The 21,494-nt window shown below is 36.8% G+C and carries 23 protein-coding genes; 4 read left to right on the top strand and 19 right to left on the bottom strand.

Going from position 1 to position 21,494, the window contains the following annotated elements:
• Nucleotides 1-9 precede the first annotated feature (9 nt).
• The 5 genes from JFU20_RS19095 to JFU20_RS19075 form a co-directional block, all read right to left on the bottom strand.
• Nucleotides 10-456: a hypothetical protein gene (locus tag JFU20_RS19095; RefSeq protein WP_098665479.1), complete on the bottom strand. Its 447-nt coding sequence runs from the start codon at nt 454-456 to the stop codon at nt 10-12.
• 16 nt (nt 457-472) lie between these two features.
• Nucleotides 473-655, bottom strand: a complete 183-nt coding sequence (locus tag JFU20_RS19090) for a hypothetical protein (protein ID WP_078175974.1) — start codon at nt 653-655, stop codon at nt 473-475.
• Nucleotides 652-1,056, bottom strand: a complete 405-nt coding sequence (locus JFU20_RS19085; RefSeq protein WP_201038839.1) for a PH domain-containing protein — start codon at nt 1,054-1,056, stop codon at nt 652-654. The genes JFU20_RS19090 and JFU20_RS19085 overlap by 4 nt, the downstream gene beginning before the upstream one ends.
• A 77-nt stretch (nt 1,057-1,133) precedes the next feature.
• On the bottom strand, nt 1,134-1,625 hold the full coding sequence (locus JFU20_RS19080; protein ID WP_033715950.1) for a GNAT family N-acetyltransferase: 492 nt from the start codon (nt 1,623-1,625) through the stop codon (nt 1,134-1,136).
• Nucleotides 1,622-2,170: a GNAT family N-acetyltransferase gene (locus tag JFU20_RS19075; RefSeq protein ID WP_201038838.1), complete on the bottom strand. Its 549-nt coding sequence runs from the start codon at nt 2,168-2,170 to the stop codon at nt 1,622-1,624. The genes JFU20_RS19080 and JFU20_RS19075 overlap by 4 nt, the downstream gene beginning before the upstream one ends.
• A 142-nt stretch (nt 2,171-2,312) precedes the next feature.
• Between JFU20_RS19075 and JFU20_RS19070 the strand changes: the two genes are divergently transcribed.
• Together JFU20_RS19070 and JFU20_RS19065 are read left to right on the top strand one after the other, a co-directional pair.
• Nucleotides 2,313-2,657, top strand: coding sequence for a PadR family transcriptional regulator (locus JFU20_RS19070; protein WP_012261844.1), 345 nt, complete (start codon nt 2,313-2,315; stop codon nt 2,655-2,657).
• The gene (locus JFU20_RS19065; protein WP_201038837.1) at nt 2,654-3,316 is read left to right on the top strand and encodes an HAAS signaling domain-containing protein; all 663 of its coding nucleotides are present in this window, start codon (nt 2,654-2,656) and stop codon (nt 3,314-3,316) included. Before JFU20_RS19070 ends, JFU20_RS19065 begins: the two co-directional genes overlap by 4 nt.
• A gap of 53 nt (nt 3,317-3,369) precedes the next feature.
• On the opposite strand, the gene murC is transcribed toward JFU20_RS19065, so the two are convergent.
• The 10 genes from murC to JFU20_RS19015 form a co-directional block, all read right to left on the bottom strand.
• Nucleotides 3,370-4,680, bottom strand: a complete 1,311-nt coding sequence (gene murC / locus JFU20_RS19060) for a UDP-N-acetylmuramate--L-alanine ligase (RefSeq protein ID WP_002015598.1) — start codon at nt 4,678-4,680, stop codon at nt 3,370-3,372.
• A gap of 251 nt (nt 4,681-4,931) precedes the next feature.
• Complete coding sequence (locus JFU20_RS19055; RefSeq protein ID WP_002015597.1) at nt 4,932-6,050, bottom strand: nicotinate phosphoribosyltransferase; 1,119 nt, start codon at nt 6,048-6,050, stop codon at nt 4,932-4,934.
• A gap of 61 nt (nt 6,051-6,111) precedes the next feature.
• Nucleotides 6,112-10,083: a DNA translocase FtsK gene (locus JFU20_RS19050; protein ID WP_201038836.1), complete on the bottom strand. Its 3,972-nt coding sequence runs from the start codon at nt 10,081-10,083 to the stop codon at nt 6,112-6,114.
• Between the two features lie 156 nt (nt 10,084-10,239).
• Nucleotides 10,240-11,196 carry an N-acetylmuramoyl-L-alanine amidase gene (locus JFU20_RS19045; protein WP_002015615.1) on the bottom strand — a complete coding sequence of 319 codons (957 nt, stop codon included), beginning with the start codon at nt 11,194-11,196 and terminating at the stop codon, nt 10,240-10,242.
• 40 nt (nt 11,197-11,236) lie between these two features.
• A complete protein-coding gene (locus tag JFU20_RS19040) occupies nt 11,237-11,581 on the bottom strand; it encodes a hypothetical protein (RefSeq protein WP_002015616.1) in 345 nt (114 codons plus the stop codon).
• 143 nt (nt 11,582-11,724) lie between these two features.
• A complete protein-coding gene (gene ytpR / locus JFU20_RS19035) occupies nt 11,725-12,339 on the bottom strand; it encodes a YtpR family tRNA-binding protein (RefSeq protein WP_002089041.1) in 615 nt (204 codons plus the stop codon).
• On the bottom strand, nt 12,336-13,148 hold the full coding sequence (locus tag JFU20_RS19030; RefSeq protein ID WP_002089043.1) for a DUF1444 domain-containing protein: 813 nt from the start codon (nt 13,146-13,148) through the stop codon (nt 12,336-12,338). Before JFU20_RS19030 ends, ytpR begins: the two co-directional genes overlap by 4 nt.
• 79 nt (nt 13,149-13,227) lie before the next feature.
• Entirely contained in the window at nt 13,228-13,542 is a 315-nt protein-coding gene (locus JFU20_RS19025; RefSeq protein ID WP_002015619.1) for a thioredoxin family protein, read from the bottom strand.
• Between the two features lie 83 nt (nt 13,543-13,625).
• Nucleotides 13,626-14,135 carry a DUF84 family protein gene (locus JFU20_RS19020; protein ID WP_201038835.1) on the bottom strand — a complete coding sequence of 170 codons (510 nt, stop codon included), beginning with the start codon at nt 14,133-14,135 and terminating at the stop codon, nt 13,626-13,628.
• Nucleotides 14,136-14,424: 289 nt separating this feature from the next.
• Complete coding sequence (locus JFU20_RS19015; RefSeq protein WP_078184718.1) at nt 14,425-15,498, bottom strand: M42 family metallopeptidase; 1,074 nt, start codon at nt 15,496-15,498, stop codon at nt 14,425-14,427.
• A gap of 148 nt (nt 15,499-15,646) precedes the next feature.
• Here JFU20_RS19015 and JFU20_RS19010 point away from each other — a divergent pair, with 148 nt between their 5' ends.
• Nucleotides 15,647-15,958, top strand: a complete 312-nt coding sequence (locus JFU20_RS19010) for a PepSY domain-containing protein (RefSeq protein ID WP_002015622.1) — start codon at nt 15,647-15,649, stop codon at nt 15,956-15,958.
• A gap of 129 nt (nt 15,959-16,087) precedes the next feature.
• Here JFU20_RS19010 and JFU20_RS19005 read toward each other — a convergent pair whose 3' ends face one another.
• Together JFU20_RS19005 and trmB are read right to left on the bottom strand one after the other, a co-directional pair.
• On the bottom strand, nt 16,088-16,942 hold the full coding sequence (locus tag JFU20_RS19005; protein ID WP_242488154.1) for a YtnP family quorum-quenching lactonase: 855 nt from the start codon (nt 16,940-16,942) through the stop codon (nt 16,088-16,090).
• Nucleotides 16,943-17,012: 70 nt separating this feature from the next.
• Nucleotides 17,013-17,666 carry a tRNA (guanosine(46)-N7)-methyltransferase TrmB gene (trmB, locus tag JFU20_RS19000; protein WP_002015624.1) on the bottom strand — a complete coding sequence of 218 codons (654 nt, stop codon included), beginning with the start codon at nt 17,664-17,666 and terminating at the stop codon, nt 17,013-17,015.
• Between the two features lie 232 nt (nt 17,667-17,898).
• On the opposite strand from trmB, the gene JFU20_RS18995 reads away from it, so the two are divergent.
• Nucleotides 17,899-18,177, top strand: a complete 279-nt coding sequence (locus tag JFU20_RS18995; protein ID WP_002015625.1) for a YtzH-like family protein — start codon at nt 17,899-17,901, stop codon at nt 18,175-18,177.
• A 3-nt stretch (nt 18,178-18,180) separates the two neighbouring features.
• On the opposite strand, the gene JFU20_RS18990 is transcribed toward JFU20_RS18995, so the two are convergent.
• Both JFU20_RS18990 and pulA read right to left on the bottom strand, forming a co-directional pair.
• On the bottom strand, nt 18,181-18,978 hold the full coding sequence (locus JFU20_RS18990; protein WP_002015626.1) for a phosphotransferase family protein: 798 nt from the start codon (nt 18,976-18,978) through the stop codon (nt 18,181-18,183).
• A 245-nt stretch (nt 18,979-19,223) separates the two neighbouring features.
• Nucleotides 19,224-21,365, bottom strand: a complete 2,142-nt coding sequence (gene pulA, locus JFU20_RS18985) for a type I pullulanase (RefSeq protein ID WP_242488153.1) — start codon at nt 21,363-21,365, stop codon at nt 19,224-19,226.
• Nucleotides 21,366-21,494: the final 129 nt, after the last annotated feature.

Below are 21,494 nucleotides of genomic sequence, written 5' to 3'. Positions count from 1 at the left end.
GCTTTTTCATTAATACTCCAATAATTTTTTAGCCACATCTTCTGGTACTTTAAAACTATTTTTATTTTTTATTTTATTAATTTTCAATTCAACCTCAACATAAGGGACATCTTTATATACTGTCATAGTACCAATTTCATGTAACTCTTTTTTATCTTTACCCGAATCCAATAATTTCGGTGTATCCTCTTGATACATTTTAAACGTTTTCCCTTGCGGAGTATCTAAAGGAGCCGATTCCATTTCCCACTCATCCATTTTGATTGATTCAAACAACTTTGTGATTTCTTTCTTATCGGTAATTGTTTTTTTATCACTCGAATCAATAAGCGATTCAATTTCAATTTTTTGTGCCTTTTCTAAACTAACATCAGACTTCTCTTTCTTCGCACTACATCCTATTAAAAGAATGGATGCAGTTAGCAGAAACAAAAACAACATATAGATCTTTTTCATTTCTAATCCCCCTACTTTATATGGAGCTATTTTTCTCGCTTTTTGTTTGCTGAAAATGAAAATAAAATAAAAGCGTCACTGCGATAGTACCTATTAATATTGGGACATATAAGGGCAGATCCCATTTCATATATACTCTAGTGCAACCAACAAGCACAAACAAAATTTCCAAACAAAACAAAAGTTTTACATATTTCATTTCTTACCTACCATTTCTATTTTCACATGTGGATTCTCTTTCTCAACAAGTGACAAAAAACTTGTCATATCTTGCGGCATCGCAATCATATGTACTTTATATGCATTCGTCGTAATTTCAAGGGATTTCCCAACTTGACGAACAACTCTTATATCTTTTAATACAACGTCGTCATTTAAAATTCCATATTTTAAAATACCATTTTCTACTTTATGTTTTTTAATGAATATTTCCCAAACGAGAGGGATATTTACAATAAAACATAATCCCATCCCAATTAGAGCTGGAGCCCAATCCCCTTTTCTTGTAAAGAACACAAAAATTGGATATACAAACATAAAAGCTAACGTGAGACTAACGAAAATTACCGCTGACTTACTTCTTTGAATTGGAAAATCCATACACACACCTCCGCTAACCAAATTATACCATGTTTTCCATTTTAGTTCATAAAAAAAGGCCATTTATGAATGACCTTTTAAATAATATATCTATAAAATTTCTTATCTACCTCTAGCACTGGAAAACTTCTTGGCAACTCTTCTATACTCACGCTTTGAAAACCATTCTTTTCGTAGAAACGGTGTGCTGCTAGAAATTTAACTGTTGTTCCTAAATAAATGTCTTCCAATTTCTTTTCCTTCGCCCAAGAAATTGCTGTTTGAAGTAGCATACTTGATGCACCCCATTCTTTTCCGCGGAACTCTTTCTTCACGAACATTTTTCTTAGCGCTACTTGATGCTTCCCAATATCTAATAAAGCTACCGTTCCAACTACTTTACCATCATAAGTTGCTACCCAAAAATTTCCGTTGTCCCTTTGATAGAACGTTTCTATTTCAAGTAAGTCCGGCTGCTCTTCTTTCGTAATAGGGACCTTGTACTCTTTTCGCTGAATATGAACGATAAGATCTACTACTTCCTCTTGAAACATACTTTCATACGGAATAATACAAATCTTCTCGTTCATCGAATTTTTTTCCATTCTGAAGCTAGTAAACTGTACACAGCGATATCCTGAAAATGATCGTATAACCATTCGTCATCTCTTAAAATACCATCTAATTTAAAACCTAAACGTTCTGGAATCGCACGGCTTTTCGCATTTTCAACACCGCAACGAATTTCAATTTTATTCAGCTTTAAATTATCAAATGCATAATGAAGCACAGCCTTCACACTTCGCGTCATAATACCTTTCGCGCCAGCATCTTCTGCAAGATAATATCCAAGACTCGTAGCTTTCTTACCCCAGCTCACCGGATGAATACCTACCATCCCAACGAGCTTTCCTTTATAGCGTATACCAGCCTCAAACCCATCTCCCTCTGCAAATTTCTTTAACCACATCGGAAAAATCTCATTATACGCATCAGCAGATTTCGTCCCATCTACCCAAGGAAGCCATCTTCGTAAATGATTACGGTTTTGGTCTATTAATTCATATAGTTCCTCTTTATGATGCTTCTCTAATAACTGTAATTCGATTTCGTCATCTACTCGGAGTGTGAACATGTTTTTTTAGCCCCTTTTAATTTTCCTATTATTCTAACACTTATAGGTGAAAAAAGTTAAACATTCGCACTTTTTCGGTTTTATATAAGAATAATCACTATATATGATTGATATCTAGATATGAATCATATATAGTTAAAGTATGGAAAAAAATGATAATTTTATAATTCAATTACGTAAAGGTGTTTTTGATCTCGCTATTTTGTCTTTAATAAGCAAACAACCTATGTATGGATACGAAATTACAAGTGCCTTACAAGATATCCCTGTGTTTCATATCCCGAACGGTTCGATTTACCCTATATTAAATCGAATCACGAAAAACAATTGGGCTGTTTCCTATTGGGAAGAGTCCGGTGATGGGCCAAAAAGAAAATACTATCGCATTACAGACGAAGGGAGAGAAATTTTAAATAGTCGCTTACATGATTATGATGCAGTATACCAAGCTCTAATGTTACTAGCTAAAGGAGAGGATAAAAAATGAACAAGGAACAATTCTTTTCAAATGAACTCATTGTTTCTTTCTTACACGATCTTCATAAAGGTTTAATGAACTTACCTACGTCAGCAAGAGAACAACATGTGCTAGAAATCAAATCCGATTTATATGAAAATGCATTAAGTAAAGAAAGTGAAGGGATACCATCAGCAAGCATTCCTTCACAAGTGATTGAAGAATTTCTTCCTCCAAAAGAATTAGCAAAGGAAATTACAGTAGAATATACAGATGTTATTCAAGATGCACAGCAATCTACAAATACATTTATTAAATATTATTCTGGTCTATCTATCGGTCCACTTGGTGCTTTATCAGTACCTATTGCACTTGGGTTTATAAATATTTCAGCTAACTTGCCATTCTTACTTGCCTTTGTTGCCAGCAACATTTGGTTTATTTTTAGAGAAAATCATTGGAATACAGATTTATTAAAATACTTTAAAACAATTATTTCCATTAGTTCAAGACTGTTAATCGCTCTTCCATTTACTTTTTTCGCGATTCGAATTATGATAACAAAACAATTCGATATGTTTTCATTCTATTATTTAATTGGATATGTACTTTTTAGTTCACTATATATATTCTTATTAAAACAACTATACAAAAAAAATGAACAATACCAACATATCAACGCTTTTTAAAATATATCGAACACAACAAAAAAGACGCACAGCCAAGCTATGCGTCTTTTCTATTACTTCTCTGCAACTTGAACTTCTTTTACGTAAGCTGCTTCGAATTTTTGGATGTCACCTGCGCCCATGAAAATAAGAACGCCGTTTTTATGTTTCTTTAACACATCCGTTGTTGTATCTGTAATTAGTTCTGCGCCATCGATACGTTTTTGCAGATCTTCAATTGTTAATTCACCTTTGTTTTCACGTGCTGATCCGAAAATATCACATAAGTATACTTGGTCAGCTTTACTTAAGCTTTCCGCGAACTCATCTAAAAATTTCTCTGTACGTGAGAATGTATGTGGTTGGAATACAGCGACAACTTCACGCTCTGGATGTTTTTGACGAGCTGCTTCAATCGTTGCATTAATTTCTGTCGGATGGTGTGCATAGTCATCAATGATAACTTGTTCTCCCATTGGCTTTTCATTAAAGCGACGTTTTACGCCTTCAAAAGTTGTTAGCTGATGCTTAACTGCTTCTACATCAACGTTTTCATAATGGCAAAGCGCGATTACTGCTAATGCATTTAATACGCTGTGATCGCCGTATCCTGTAATTTTGAACGTGTCATAATACGTATTACGAACGAATACATCGAATATAGTACCATCAGTTCTCTTTTGAATGTTACGTGCTTGGAAATCATTATCTTCTCCAAATCCATAGAAAATAACAGGTACTTTCGCTTGAACTTTTTGAAGTTCTTCATCATCACCACATGCAATAATACCTTTTTTCACTTGCAATGCCATCTCTTGGAATGCATTAAATACATCATTGATGTCTGCAAAATAATCTGGGTGATCGAAATCGATATTTGTCATGATTGCATAGTCTGGATAGTAAGACAAGAAATGACGACGATACTCACAAGCTTCAAATACAAAATACTTACTATTTTCTACCCCATGCCCCGTTCCATCTCCAATAAGGTATGATGTTGGGTGTGCACCTTGCATTACATGGGCTAACAAACCAGTTGTTGATGTTTTTCCATGTGCACCAGTTACAGCAACACTTGTGTACTGATTCATAAGATCACCTAAGAAGTGATGGTAACGATGTACTGGGATATTTAATTCTTTTGCTGCTACGATTTCTTCATGCGTATCAGGAAATGCATTTCCTGCGATAATCACTTGTCCTTCTTTAATATTATTCTTATCAAAAGGAAGGATGGAAATACCACGCTTTTCCAATGCTGTTTGTGTAAAGAAACGCTTTTCATAATCAGACCCTTGAACAGTATGCTTCATGTCATGAAGAATTTGCGCTAATGAACTCATTCCTGTTCCTTTAATTCCTACAAAATGGTAAACTGTCATCTTAAAGAACCTCCAACATTTCGAACTAATACAACGGCCTATCTATAAGACAGTATATGAATCTTTTCTTATTTTGGTAATCATCATACATTTCTGATGCAGTGAATTTCTTTTTATATTCACTTATCAGTGATAAACTCGTACGTACTTCTTTTATGTCCATAACACATTTATTATAGCAAAAAACAAGCCGCTATACTATGATAACAGAAAAACTGATAGGGTCAATCACCTATCAGTTTTTCTCGCTTTTACATATCTTCTTTTGTTTCTAATTGAACACGCTCTAGACGTGAATTTGGACGGTATTTACGACCAGCTTTTGCTTCTGGTTTTCCATTTAATTCTACGTTATCACCAGTAAAACCAATATTCATTTTTAATAAGCTACTTCCTACTCCGTATATATCGACAGGAACATTTTGAGCTTCAAATTCACGAATACGCTTCTCATCAAACCCACCAGTTACAACGATATCTACATGTTGGAACCCTTCCTCATCAAGAGCCTTACGAAGTGCAAATACAAGTGATGGATTTACACCACGTGGATCAAATGTTCCAAGTACTTCTGGGTGACGAATGAAGTATTGATCAATCATTGTGCGAGACGTATCGACACGTACACCTTTTAATGTTGATCCAAATTCACGCGCTACGCGAAGTGCATCTGTAATGACATCATTGTTGTAATCAATTAATACAACTAATTCATCTTCTGGGAATTTTTTATGATATGCTTTTGCAGCTTCAACAACATCACCATTAAACATTTGAATCAATGCGTGAGGCATTGTCCCCATACCACTTCTTCCCCACCATTCATTCATTGCATGCGTCGCTTGTGCGCTCATACCTCCGATGTATGCCGCATAACCGTCACCAGCTTGTTGCGTATAATGATCATCACGATCTCCCATGAAAATAACCGGTTTTTCTTTATCTACACTACGTGCAGCTTGGACAACGTTATATACATTTGTCGCAACTGATGTACGACGAGCTAAAATCCCATCAATTACACCTTCTAAAAAGCCGAAGTATTCATAAGGACCATGAATTGTTAAAACTGTTTCAAACGGACTAATATTATCGCCATCCTTTAAAGAATGAATTTCTAATTCCTCAGGATTTTTGGCAAATGTTTGTAGCAATGCGATTACCTCATCTGCTCCGCAAAGAACTGCATGTTCTTTTTGAAAAAACTGCATTGTTACAACACTTTTCGGGCGAAATTCTTCAATGATTTCTCTAGTTTTTAAAAAGTAAACGGCAGAGAACCAGCCTTCTCCAACACGTTCATCAAATTTAAATGTTTTATTTGTTAGTCGATTTATTTCACCTTTTAATTTTAATTCAATTTCTTTCATGTCGCTTTACTCCCTACTTTACTATCCAACATTTTCTATTAGTATACAGCAAAACCGTTTCCTATACATTTGTTTCCTGCATAGCAGCGAATTCATCCTCAGAAATAAGGACATCTCTCGGTTTCGTTCCTCTTCCTTCAGAAATAATCCCTTGCGACTCCATCTCTTCAATTAGACGTGCCGCGCGATTATAACCTATGCGGAATTTTCTCTGTACAGAAGATGTGGACGCTCCCCCTTGCTCTACAACAAATTGACATGCATCAAAAAATAGTTCATCTTCAGACTCACTCTGCTCTGATTTTGCTAATAAATCCTCTTGCTTAAATAAGTAGTTTGGCTTCATTTGCTTTTTCACATGATCAACTGTTCTTTCAATCTCATCATCTGATACGTATACACCTTGTACACGAACTGGTTTAGATGTGCCGTTTCCTAAAAATAGCATATCACCACGGCCAAGTAACTTCTCCGCGCCCCCAATATCGATGATCGTACGCGAATCAACTTGAGATGATACTGTAAACGCAATACGCGTTGGAATGTTTGATTTAATTAAACCTGTAATAACGTCTACAGATGGACGCTGCGTCGCAACTAATAAGTGAATACCACAAGCACGAGCTTTTTGTGCAATACGACAAATCGCTTCCTCCACATCACCAGGAGCAACCATCATTAAGTCCGCTAACTCGTCAATGACGATTACAATATAAGGTAATGTCTCACCTGGGATTTCTCTACCACTTACAATCGTATTGTAACGAGTTAAATCACGAGCGCCAGCATGAGCAAACAATTCATAACGACGTTCCATCTCTTCAACCGCCCACTTTAACGCAGCTGTAGCTGCTTTTACGTCAGTAATAACAGGTGCTACAAGATGTGGAACAGAATTGTATGGTGCAAGCTCAACCATCTTCGGATCAATTAGTATCAACTTCACTTCATGCGGCTTCGCTTTATATAAAATGCTCGTTAAAATCGCGTTAATGCACACACTTTTCCCTGAACCAGTTGCACCCGCAATAAGTCCATGTGGCATTTTTCGAATATCCGTTACAATTGGATCACCTGAAATATCAAGCCCCAGCGCAACTGTAAGCGGTGATTCACTCTTTGTAAATACAGGACTTCTTAAAATTTCACGCAGGAATACTGGCTTACTTTCCTTGTTTGGAACTTCAATTCCAATTGCACTCTTCCCTGGAATTGGCGCTTCAATTCGAATATCTTTCGCAGCTAAACTTAACTTAATATCATCACTTAAATTTGTAATTTTATTTACTTTCACACCTGGGTCTGGTTGTACTTCAAAACGAGTTACCGCCGGCCCTTGTGACACATTAATAACATGTGCTCCAACATGGAAATTATTAAATGTCGTATTTAATAATTCTTCCTGTTCTTCTAGCCACTCCGTATTATCTAATGCTGCCTGCTGCGGAATTGACAACAACGTTAATGGCGGAAGTTCATACTTCGGTGGCGCTTGTAGTACGTTACGCATATCGTTCTCTTTTGGATTTACAACATATGCTTTCTCTTGTACTTCCGTACTAGAAATTGACTCTTGTACTTGTCCAGCCACCACTACTTGTTGCATCGGTTTTTCTTCCACTTGCGGTTCCACTACCACTTGCTGCATCGGTTTTTCTTCCATTTGTGGTTCTACTACCATTTGCTGCATTGGCTTTTCTTCCATTTGTAGTTCTACTACCATTTGCTGCACTGGACTTTCTTCCACTTGTGGTTCTACTACCACTTGCTGCATTGGCTTTTCTTCTGCTTGTGGTTCTACTACCACTTGCTGCACTGGCTTTTCTTCCACTCGTTCACTGACAGTTGATTGCATTACGTTCGTTCTTGCTGCATGTCTTTCCATTAATTTCTTTCTATCCTGCTTTAACATGACAACATTAAATGGGACATGACGTTTTTTCTCACGTTTCGGTTCTTCTATTTGTAAAGCAGGCTGTTCTTCAGCAACTTGCTTCTTTTCTTCCGCTTCTTCAATTAAAACGTTCGCAAAGTTTTGAACATCTTTCTTTGTTTGCTCATCCGTTTCTGAAACTGGTACGAATACTTCACTTTCTTCCTTGAACGTAATTGTTTCTTGCTGAGAAATCACTGGTTGCTCTGCAACTGGTGTATTTTCCACTAAATCTGTATTCATCGTTTCTTCAATTACTGTTTCTTGAGAAATTGGTTCTTCTTCCTTAGTACCCTCTAACTCCGCAACTTCTTCTGTCGCTTCCTTAGCTTCTTCTAATTCTGCAACTTCTTCTGCTGCTTCCTCAGCTTCCTCTAATTCTGCAACTTCTTCTGCTGCTTCCTCAGGTTTCTCTAATTCCACAACTTCTTCTGTCGCTTCCTTAGTTTCTTCTAATTCCACAACTTCTTCTGTCACTTCCTCAGATTTCTCTAATTCCATAACTTCTTCTGCCGCTTCCTTAGTTTCTTCTAATTCCACAACTTCTTCTGTCGCTTCCTTAGTTTCTTCTAATTCCACAACTTCTTCTGTCGCTTCCTTAGCTTCTTCTAATTCTGCAACTTCTTCTGTCGCTTCCTTAGTTTCTTCTAATTCCACAACTTCTTCTGTCGCTTCCTCAGATTTCTCTAATTCTGCAACTTCTTCTGTCGCTTCCTTAGTTTCTTCTAATTCCACAACTTCTTCTGTCGCTTCCTCAGATTTCTCTAATTCTGCAACTTCTTCTGTCGCTTCCTTAGTTTCTTCTAATTCCACAACTTCTTCTGTCGCTTCCTCAGATTTCTCTAATTCTACAACTTCTTCTGCTGCTTCCTCAGCTTCCTCTAATTCCACAACTTCTTCTGTCGCTTCCTTAGCTTCTTCTAATTCCACAACTTCTTCTGTCGCTTCCTCAGATTTCTCTAATTCCACAACTTCTTCTGTTGCTTCCTCAGTTGCTTCTAATTCCACAACTTCTTCTGCTTCCTTAGCTTCTTCAAAAGCATCTGGTATTTCTATAGTAATTGTTTCTTCAAGCTTTTCATCTGCTTTTACAATCACTACATCTTCTAAGGTTTCTTCTTCGACTTGATTTGCTGCAACTTCAGCAACAGTTTCTTCTATTTCTGTATTACATTCATTTTCTTCTGTTAATATCGAATACACATGCTCTACTTTAGAATCTATTGACTCTTCTTGTAAAGTTTCTTCGTTATCTTCTGTAGATGATAACGCCACTACATCTTGCTCCTGCTTCAAGGCTTGTACAATTGTAGCCTCTTTTTCCACATGCTGTCCTACTGTTTTATGAAGCAAATCATCACTTAGGCTTTCTTCTAATGAAGGGGCTTGACGTTCAACTTCGTAACCGTTTTTCTCTAACCATGTATCCACAACCGATTTTTCTTCTACTTTATTACTTCGTTCGTTCACTCCGTTCTTAACAGATGAACTTCCTTGTAGAACTCCCGAAAAGTCAGATAATGTATATCCCTTTTTCTCTAACCATGCGTCAACAACAGCTTTTCCTTCAACAGATATTTCAAGATCTTCTCTTACCTTTTCTTCCTCCTGCACAACCTTCGTTTCTACTGAAGGACGGTTATATCCATAAATCGGAGAAATCATTTCTGTTGGACGAAATGGTCTACGGTTACTTTCTTGCGACGGTACGAATGCTTTTTTTACGACAGGCTCTGGTTCCGGTTCATATTGCAATTCCGGTTCCTCATATGTAGGTGCTTCTGTTTCCACATACGGTCGTCTGCTTCTTTCCACTTTTATTCCTCTTTGAGTAGGCTGTTCTTCATATGCTCCTCTTTGAATAGGTTGTTCTTCAAAGTTAGGCAGTTCTCTTACATCCTCCTCATCGAAGCCATTATCTGGTATTAATGGAAAACGACATTTCCCTGCATTCCGACTTGCCATTTGTGCTTCTCTTGCTTCAGTGTAGTGGTTTACACGAGGAATTTTCGGCTGACTTTCAATTTGTGCCGGTACTTCTTTATTCATCACTGTTTTTTCTTCCTCTTTGTTAAACAGCTTTTTCATCCAATCTAACATGTTTACCACTCTTTCTACTAAATAGTAACATCCTTTATTGTATCAGCATTCGGCAAAAAGTGCAGGTAAAATTAAGCATATTAGTTTTATCCATAATATTCTAATTCACGATTGTTTTTCATATAGAAAAACGAGGTCTTACATGTAAGACCTCGTTTAATCTTTACCCTTCCGATATTCATCCACACTATCCGTTACACTTTGCAATAAAGAATTTACATACTGTGGGTCAGATAATTTTTTGTCTTCTTCAGGGTTTGACATAAATCCAAGTTCTAATAGTACTCCTGGAACTTTTGACCAATTAAATCCAGAAAGATCATCCCGAAATTTAATTCCATTTACTTTCACTTGATGATTCTCTCTCATTTTATTTACTATCGTTTGAGAGATTTGAAGACTTTCAGCATAAATCTCTTTCGTATACGGACTTCCTTCTGCCGGTGTCAATACAGCAAATCCACTTTGATTTGGATTTTCAGAACCATCTGCGTGAAGGCGCAAAAATAAATTCGCTTTATGATCATTCGCGAATGTTGCTCGTTCCTTATTACTTATATCAACCTCATGTGACGTTCTCGTCATCAATACTTGTATACCTTTTGCTTCCAGTTTTTCTTTCAATATAAAAGCCATCTCTAATACAAGAACTGATTCCCTCTTTTTCGTTACAACTCCCGCTGTTCCGTCTGTTACTTTATATTTTTGCGTAGTTGCTCCTGGACCAATTGCCTCTAAATTTAAATTCGCTTTTTGTTGATGCCCTGGATCAATAACGACGAGAAACTTTTCTTGTTTTTCATTACTCTCTACTTTTTGTTCATTATTTTGTACTGGTTGCTCAGTTGGCTGCAGCGGCGTAGTTTCCTCTTTCTTTTCCTCAGCCGGCACTTCCTCCTGCTTATGTTCCACTTGCTCATTCGTTTGAATTGCTTGCGGCTGTTCTTTCTTTTCTTGTTCTTCTTGCTGCTTTTCTACCGGTGCGTCTTCCTTATTATCTTTGTTTTTTTCTTGTATAGAAGAGGTTGTTTCTTTTTTCGGCTCTTCTTGCGAACAACCTCCCATATATATTCCAATGACTGCAATAGCGCTCATTATTTTTATATACTTCATTTTTCTCTCCTATCACTTTGCACCGGTCTCAAAGTTTTTCTTATAATTGTTTTATAATTTCATCCATATTTCCAATATGAACGGGTTGCCACGTTTCTGTACCACGCTCTGCGGTATAGACTAGATAAGCATCATCAGCTACATTTACGAAAACAGGATCCCCCATATCCGTTTCATATCCGATAACAATCCATTCCTCTTTCCATTTTCCACTTTCTTCACTTATTAATGAATTTTTATGTTTATCATATCGATAACCGATTTGTCCTTTTTCTAATTCATTTTCGCTAAACACATATATTTCATAGGAACCTAGTTCGATATCTTGCTGTTTTGAAGTTTCAATTCGTTTCAGAAGTTCTGCAATTTTTGGTTGTTGCTTCATACGTCTACCCCCTTCTTTTTTCTAAATTTTACCTAATCCGTTTTTGAAATACAATATAGATTTTGAGAGGAAACGTTACAATCCTAGGAATTTCGCACAAAAAAATAGCCTCACATATGCGAGACTACTTTTTCTAACATCAATTAAAATTTAAATTCTTGTCCAACTTCAAAGCTATCTTCTAATACAAGAATACCTTTTTCTTCTGGAGCATCTGGAAGCTCTAACTCACGTGCAGAGCAAATCATTCCAGAAGAAGGAACACCGCGAAGTTCAGCTGGTTTAATTAACATACCACTTGGCATTACAGCACCGATTTTTGCAACAACAACTTTTTGTCCTGCATCAACGTTTGGTGCACCACATACGATTTGTAATGTTTCTGTACCGATTTCTACTGTACAAATGTTTAATTTATCAGCATTTGGATGCTTCTCTTTTTCAGCTACATAGCCTACAACAAATTTCGGCGTGAAATCAGCTTCTACTTTTTCTTCAAAGCCATTCTTCGCTAAAATTCCGTTAATTTTTTCAACAAACTCTTTCGTTAATGTAACGTTTCCGTTGTCTGTTACTTCTACATAAGAAGACGCATTAAAGATGTTGAATCCTGCTGTTACGTTGCTTTCACGATCGTATACGCGAGCAACATCTCCTTTGCGGTCAAATGTACGGTTTTCTAAAGTAATATCTTGTAAGGTAACAATTAAAGTGTCACCAATTCCTTCAAGGTTGTAAAAAACGTTCACTTCGTTCATCCTTTCTCTTTTCCATCTGTCTTCTTCCGATTCTTCGCTAAAATAAAGATTGGTTCGAAGTCCCCATCTTCATATACGAATGAAAGTGATGTAATCGGAACATGCCCTTCGGCAAAAAATTTCATTGTCATTTGTGCAATAATATCATAACCGATTTCGTTGACGATATCAGCAATAATTAATACATCTTGGTGAGGAACTGCAACAACCATATCACCAGAGATCTTTTCACGCATCGAGTGTAGTAACGATTCGTTTAAAATACGACTCGCATCGTATCCATCATTTGTGTTTAAAAAGTAGAATGTATTACCTGCTACTGTCTCCTGCTTAAATTCATAGCCTAATGAGCGAGCATTAAATAATGCCATTTCACGTACTTGTTCCTCTGTAAGCTCTAATTTTTGCAATAAGCGCTCATCAATTAATCGATACGTTTTATTAGAATCTAGCGCATAGTAAATACGTGTTTCCGCCGTATGGTCCGTCATAATAAACGGATTTCCTTCTTCTGATTGTTTCGGGAAAGAAGTAGAGCGAATAACAGGTAAAATTTTCGCCGTGCTATTTTCTTCTTTATGCATTGCAATTAGCGCTTCTTGTACGTAATAAGCGACCTCTTCAATTGCTTTTTCTTTGTTCACTTCCCATTTTGCAACTACTCCTGGAAGTGATACGTTAATACCTTTTTTCGAGTCTGTTTGTTCAATACGAAGAACTTCTTTCTCGCTATCATAATGACAGTCCCATTCTGGTCGAGATAATTTCTTCATTAACTCGTCTTTCATCTTTTTACTTGTCATTTTCATCTCTTTTTCCTCCCTTCCAAAAAAATAACCTCCCCCGCGAAGGTAGAGGTTGTTTTTACAATTCAATTGGCTAATTGTCTTATTTTAAACCTTCAATAAACTCTTCGATTTGCTCTTGTGTTTTACGATCTTTATTTACATAGCGTCCAGTTTCTTCACCTTTATTGTACGCTACAAAGCTTGGAATGCCAAATACGTCTACTTTCACGCATAAATCAATAAATTCATCACGATCTACATAGTAAAATGAGAAATCACTATACTTCTCTTCTACTTCTGGCATAAATGGATCAACGAAACGGCAATCTGGGCACCATTCTGCTGAGAACATGAAGACTACATTCTCTTCATTTTTTAATTCTTGGAATTGTTCCATGCTTTCTAATGATTTCATCTATATTTCCTCCTCTAACGAGTGCACTTTTTCACACTATAATCTTTTCTTTATACTACCATACATCGCGCATGGTGCAAGGTTTATGCTTGCTTTTCATCATACTTATATTGCCCAACAAGTAACTTAACAACGTGTACAAATAATTCCGTTCGGTCGACATAATCATCTGTAAAAATACCGATAGCACCTTCGTGACTACGAATATCTTTTCGCTCTACAAACTCTTCCATCACTTCACTTAGCTCTTTTCCTTCTTCAAGCGGTGCTAAAAAATCGTCTGGTAACTTAATACGCGCCCCACCCGCAACAAATGTTTTACCTTCAATCGTCGCTAAAGCACCCCAGTTACACATAAATAACCCATGCTCCGTTTTCATAACGCCGCCTTCTAGCCCAATGCCGATATGAGCTGCACCTTCCTGCAATGCTCTCTTCGCTCTATTTACTGCTCCTTGCATCGTCTCTTCATCTGAAAAAGGCTGATTTGCTATTCCTGATGGAACAGAAAGAGATGTAATTTCAGCATCTTCCCAAACCTTCTCCACAGCCCCAACCTTCGTCTTATTCTTCGATCCAACTACTACCTTCATTTCATTCACCTCTATATAAATTCATCACTCTATCCTAATACTAGCCTCGAACACCAAATCAGTCTTCATGACTGAGATTTATACCGTAGTGCGCCTGACCGCACACACGCATCTCTGTGTCATCTCTCCCACCTAAAAAAAGAAAAGGTTTTCCAAAAACAGCCTTCCTCTCTCTTCCTACCCGCGGTCTTAATACATCGCTCGAACACCAACTAGGCATTGACCGCTCCCATTCATCGCTGGGTCATCTATTCAACCTAAAAAAAGAAGGGTTTTTCACCCTTCCTCTTTACGCGTTATTCTTAATTGTCTCTAACGTCGTTTTGTCCGTCGCTCTCACAAGCTTCGTAATTAATTCCTTCGCTGCCGCATAATCATCAACATGTAAAATAGAAGCATGTGTATGAATGTAGCGTGCACAAACACCAATTACTGCTGATGGGATACCAGAGTTACTTGTATGCACACGGCCCGCATCTGTACCACCTTGTGAAATAAAGTATTGGTACGGAATGTTATGTGTTTCTGCTGTATCTAAAATGAATTCGCGCATTCCTCTATGTGTTACCATTGTACGGTCATAAATACGAAGAAGAGCGCCTTTTCCTAATTGACCGAACTGCGTCTTATCACCAGATGCATCATTTGCTGGACTCGCATCAAGCGCATAGAAAATATCTGGTTGAATCATATTTGCAGCAGTTTGTGCTCCGCGAAGACCTACTTCTTCTTGTACAGTCGCACCAGAGTATAATGTGTTTGGTAATGTTTCATCTTTTAATTCCTTTAGCAATTCGATAGCAAGGCCACATCCATAGCGGTTGTCCCAAGCTTTCGCCATAATTTTCTTTTCATTTGCCATTGGCGTGAATGGGCAGATTGGAACGATTTGTTGCCCTGGCTTTATGCCAATTTCAATCGCATCTTCATAACTATCTGCACCTATATCAATTAACATATTTTTTATATCCATCGGTTTTGCACGTTGCGCATCACTTAATAAATGAGGAGGAATGGAACCAACAACCCCAATAACAGGACCATTCTTCGTCATAACTTGTACACGCTGAGCTAATAGTACTTGGCTCCACCAGCCACCTAACGTTTGAAAACGAAGCATCCCATTTTTCGTAATTTGCGTAACCATGAAACCTACTTCATCCATATGACCTGCTACAAGAACGCGCGGGCCAGTTTCGTCCCCTTTTTTCAGGCCAAATACGCTACCTAAACCGTCTTGCACAATCTCATCAGCATATTTGCTTAATTCTTGCTTCATAAAACTGCGCACATCATGTTCAAAACCTGATGTACCTTGTAATTCTGTTAACGTACGAAATAATTGTAATGTCTCTTTATTCACGAAGTCCCCTTCTTTCAAACCTTAGTAGAATACCTCTTTTATTGTAACGAAATTTTCGAAATGTTTCTAGTTTCTTCTTTTTTAGTTGCATTTGCATTATAATTATTATTGGTACACTATTTTTATTTTACAGAATTGAGGTGAATATATGAGCTGGAAAGGTTTAGTCACAGGTCTTGGCGTTGGGTTCGCAGCTGGTTATTTCGTTGCAAACAAAGTACAAGAACAATCCCATATTTCTTCAGAAAAAGCATTGAAAATGGTGAAACAAGCATTAAGTCATAAAGGTGAAATTACTGGCTCTTGGGTACATATGGTTCCAGAGGCATTTGAAAAATATGATGTCGCGTACGAAGTTTATCGCGGCGGTCTTACAACGATGTTAGATGAAATACAAGAACGATTTGAATTTTTAGTTGATGCTAAAACAGGTACTGTTTTAGAGGTTATAGCAGCATAAAAAGAGGTTTCCCATTAGGTGAACCTCTTTTTTTTTTAGAATTACCAACAAAAGCTGATAATAACAGCAATACATAATAAGTGGAGATTGTTCCAATAAATATTTTTGGACACCTTCCTCTTATTAATATTAAGCTTCTATATTTGTTTTTCTCTCTATCTTCTCCACTATATGCCCTTCCTCATTCCACTTTACTGCACGGTAATATGCATCATGATAAAAAGTAAACCACGCCTCTTTTTCAGCACCATACTTCATCCACTTTTGTTTATGTTCAATCGATGTCATTGGATAGTCATCATATGCCATTACCCATAATACATTTTGATGTGCATACGTCGGTAAAATGTCCGCTAAATGAAGCATCGTTTCACCCTGACTTTCAAGGACGACAACGGCATGTCCATCGCTATGACCACCCGTATGCACCATCTTTATTTCATCCGTAATTTCTATTTCTTGCTTGAACGTAACAATCTTATCAACGATTGGCTCCCAATTTTCCTTCCAATATGTATTACGCGATCTAACATTCGGATTTTTCATTTCATTCCATTCAGTCTCACTTACATAAATCGTTGCGTTCGGAAACGCCGGAACAAGGCGATTTCCCTCCCATTTTGTTAAACCAGATGCATGGTCAAAATGAAGATGCGTCATTAAGACGTAATGAATATCTTCATTATGCAGTCCCAATTTTTCTAAAGATTCCTTAACTGATGATTCTTCTGTTACACCTTGATTCCGCTTCATTTTCTCATTCAATTTACCGTTCCCTATCCCTGAATCAATAAGCATGTTTCCTTCTTTCGTTTGTAAGAGTAACGGATCTGTTCGTAAATAAATATGATTTGTATCATTATGTTTATATTTTCGTGACCAAAGTACTTTTGGCACAACTCCAAACATCGCGCCTCCATCTAAATGTGTATTCCCACCTTTTAGCCACGTCACTTTTATATTTCCAATTTGTAACTGTTCCATATCCCATCCCCCTTTTCCATTTAATTTTAACATAATATTCCGATTATTTTTCATATAAAAAACCTATGCATTACTGCATAGGCTCCGTACGATATTTTGCTTCAACTCGATAAATACGATGACCTTTACTAGAAAATTTCTCTTCGTATTCTGTCATAATGTTTCCTTCATAATCACTATTATGAAGATCTAGGCTAAGGTAAGTTAATAACATACCATACTCAGCCATACTCATAATAGAATATTCAAATAAACCTTGGTTATCAGTTTTGAAATGAATTTCTCCGCCATCTACTAACACTTCTTCATAATTGCGTAAAAATGTTTTATACGTTAAACGACGCTTCGTATGACGATTCTTCGGCCATGGATCTGAGAAGTTTAAATAAACGCGGTCAATTTCACCTTTCGCAAAGAAAACTGTTAAATCTTCAGCATCTTTATTAATTAACTTTAGGTTCGGTACTTCTTCTTCAATTAATTTATCAAGTGCATCTACAACAACACTTGTGAATTTTTCAATTCCAATATAGTTAATATGCGGATTTGCTTTTGCCATATCATACATGAAGCGGCCACGTCCTGTACCTACTTCAATATGAATTGGCTGTTCATTTCCAAATATTTCTTTCCAGTTACCAGCGCTCTCCTCTGGGTTTCCAATTACGATATGTGAATACTCATTAATTCGATCCATTGCATAAGGCTTATGTCTTAAACGCATAGATGTCTCCCTCTCTTTACAAAACTATTTTAAAGGAAAAATTCCTTCTTTCTGTTTTAATCAATCTATCAAACAAAAAACCAAGTACGTACGAGCACTCGGTCCGTTTCTTTCAAGTATAAGATGTACCATTTTGATAAAAACTACATAAAGCATTAAACATTCCATGACGAAACAGCTTTTTCTCTTACATTTCTAGGGAGAGAAAAACACTCGAAAGGATGATCCGTTCATGCCAATTAATCAACAGCATCAATTAGAAGTGTTAAAAGATATTTTAATCAACCATCAAAGTGATTGCTGCGGGACAGTTTCTGAATGCGAGCAATTAGAGCGACTCATTCAATCGTTACTCGCAAACGATAGTATAAGTAGTGACACTAAAGTAATGCTAAACGATGTATATTCTTATAGTCAATCGGGTAAATCTTCCTCTAATTTGGACAACCATATTTCCAATAATCAAGAACAACTTACTCAGTGGATTGCTGGAATGGACAATTTTTCTTAAGTATTATTCTGAAGCAAGTAGTTGCTGTAAATATTGATGCCAATATTTAGCTTCTGCTTGCTGCTTTTTTGTTGTGTGCCATTGCATAGATAAAATCGTTTGTGCTATCACATACCATCTCATACGCCTAAGCAATGATTCATCTAGTTCAATCTCATAATATCCGAGCCACTCACTCCATTCATGACGCGGAACATACCAATATAATAACATACCAAGATCTAAAGCTGGGTCAGCAATAACAGCCCCATCCCAATCAATTAAAAACAATTCATCTTCGTCCGACAATATCCAATTGTTATGGTTTACATCACAATGGCATACAACGAATTCATTGTACTCAATATCTTTTAATGAATCCGTTAAATATTGAAGACCTTGCTGAATTGTTTCATCAACTCTTATATCTCCTCTTAAAACGAGCTGTAATTGTTGTAATAACTCTTGCGCATGAAGCGGCTGCTTTCCTAGCCTTTGAATCATCTGCACAAGCGCTTTAGAGGAGTGTATTTTCTTCAAAAGTTTCGCAACACGTTCTAGTTTCATATCCTCTGGCTCTAACTTCTGTCCCGGAAGCCATTTTTGAGCAGAAATTACATCACCGTTCGTTACCCTTCTTGTCCAAAGTAATTTTGGAACAATTCCTTCTGCTGACAATACCGCTAAAAAGGGCGATGTATTCCGCTTTAAAAATAACTTTTGTTGTCCGTTTTGCGCAATATATGCATCGCCCGTTACTCCACCAGCCGGTATAAGACTCCACTCTTTTCCTAATAATTGTTCCAACCATTCCATATTCATTACCCGTTAACAAATCCTTATCTTTTATAGTTATGAAAAGAAAAACCGCAACATTTCTACACATGTTGTGGATTCATATATTTTACTGTATTTGAATGAAAAAACTTGGCATAAGCCGAAAACAGGATAAATCACCTGTTCTTCTAGTTTATTTTACAAAATCAATCATGGAATGACAACTTATGAAAATCGTCACCTTTGTCAATTCTACATTTATTACATTCTCATCGTCAAGTAGCGATTTGTCACATTATCGTCAATATATACGTGCTAATTGGAGCCAATTGAAGTTCCTTTCCTCTAAATGAAGAAATTGGCTCTATTTTCGCTTGCTTTTCGTTTACTAACACATGCCACGTTTCTTCTTTTGAAAGCTGCACCGTTTTAGCTTCCAAACCGCTATTAAATAAAACTACAATCTCTTTCCACGGTCCAAATAATTCTACATGCTCTAGGTGGTATGCCAGTACTTCTGTAGATGTTTGCAAAAAAGTCATATGCTTTTTTATAAGGTCTACATTTTGTAACCGGAATGCCCCGTGCTCTTTGCGAATCGCAATTAACCCTTTTATATAGTTAACGGTCTCCATCTCTTTCTCTTTTTGATCCCAATCTAATTGATTAATTTCATCATTTGCATTATAGCTATTTTCGTTCCCTTGCTTCGTACGATAAAACTCTTGCCCCGCATGTAAGAAAGGAATCCCTTGTGAAAGAATAACCATTGCAGTTGCTAAACGATGACGCCTTTTCAAAATTTCTTCTGATTCTGGATTACTTTGCACTAGTTTATCCCACATCGTCATATTGTCATGACATTCTACATAGTTGATGCTTTGTACTGGCTCTAGGAACAATCCTGTTTCTTTCATACTTAAAAGGCTACCAGCTACTATATACTGCAAATGATTACAGTCTACATGCCCACCAAATGCAAAGCCACGTTTATTTATATTAAAAGTACTTCCTTTTATTCCATCACGAAATTGATCATTAAACTGTGCGATACATGGCATTTTATTCGCATTATTTAACGTCGCTTTCTCTTCAAGAGGAAGCGGTGTTTGCAAATCCCATCCTTCACCTAATAACAGCGCATCCTGCTTTATTTTTCGTACTTCTTTTTCTAATTCATTCATCGTTTCAACATCTAAAATTCCCATTAAATCAAATCGGAATCCATCAACATTGTATTCAGTAAGCCAATATAAAACAGATTCTATAATAAATTTCCTCATCATTTTCCGTTCAGATGCTATATCATTTCCAACTCCCGTCCCATTAGAAGGCATACCGTCTTCCCCATGACGAAAATAATATCCCGGGACAAGCTTCTCAAATGATGATAATTCTCTTTCATACACATGATTATATACAACATCTATAATCACTCGAATGCCGTGATCATGAAATGTTTCAATTAGTTGTTTACACTCTACTATCCTGTTATATGGATCAGAAAGGTTTGTAACATAAAATCCTGTTGGTATATTGTAATATAACGGATTGTAGCCCCAATTATATGCGGAAGCAGGATTCACTTCATCTACACCACCAAAACAATGTAAAGGTAATAGTTCAACATGTGTAACGCCTAAATCTTTTATATGAGACAATCCTGTTAATGTCCCATTTCGTCCCATTGTCTCTTCTTCCATCAATCCTTTATATGTTCCCTTTTTATTCACTCCACTGTTTGGGTGAATAGTAGCGTCACGAATATGCAGTTCATACAATATGGCATCTGTCATTGACTGTAATGGTGATACTTCTACTCGTTTTGTCACATTCGTTTTTTCCAAATCGATAACGACGCCGTATTTTCCATTTATCGTCGCAGACTTTGCATAAGGGTCAACCGCTTCGTTCCATATTAAATTAATACAAACAAGGAATGTATATCGTGCTCCATCATGATCACCTTGTAATGTATGAATCCACACTCCGTTTTCTTCTCTGTACATTTCATAATCAATATATTCTTTATCACTTTTATAAATCCGTACTTTCGCAAGCCTTGCAGTCGGAGCCCATACTTTAAATATTGTTTCTTCTTTTTTATACACAGCACCTAAGTCGGTACCTTCGTAATAATATTTTTCATCGAAAACTACTGTTCGAATCACAGCGCCTATTTGTAAATCTGTTTCTTCATTCCGTTCATCCCGTACTGTATAATACTTCCCCACATCTATCGGCTCTTCTATAAAACATTCATACTTCGTTGCATCTGGAAGAGCAATAGTATGAACAATCGGTAACTCTTTCACATTGCTTCCTTCTTGTAAACGAAATGTCCGGCTTGTTCCATACGCATGCGGGAGCAAAATTGTAATTTTATTCATTTCATCTAAATAGGCATCAAATGGACGTTTTACTTTCAACATAAAAAATCACCATCATTCTTAAAGTTAAAATGAAACGAGCTGCAAATGATAAGGGTTTTCTTATCAGCGAAGCTCTATACAGTAACACATTATTCCCTATAGTATATTCACCTGTATAAAAAACGTTTT

This window comes from Bacillus sp. TH30, from assembly GCF_016650875.1.
GTDB lineage: Bacteria > Bacillota > Bacilli > Bacillales > Bacillaceae_G > Bacillus_A > Bacillus_A mycoides.
This window is presented reverse-complemented; position numbering and strand designations above follow the sequence as displayed.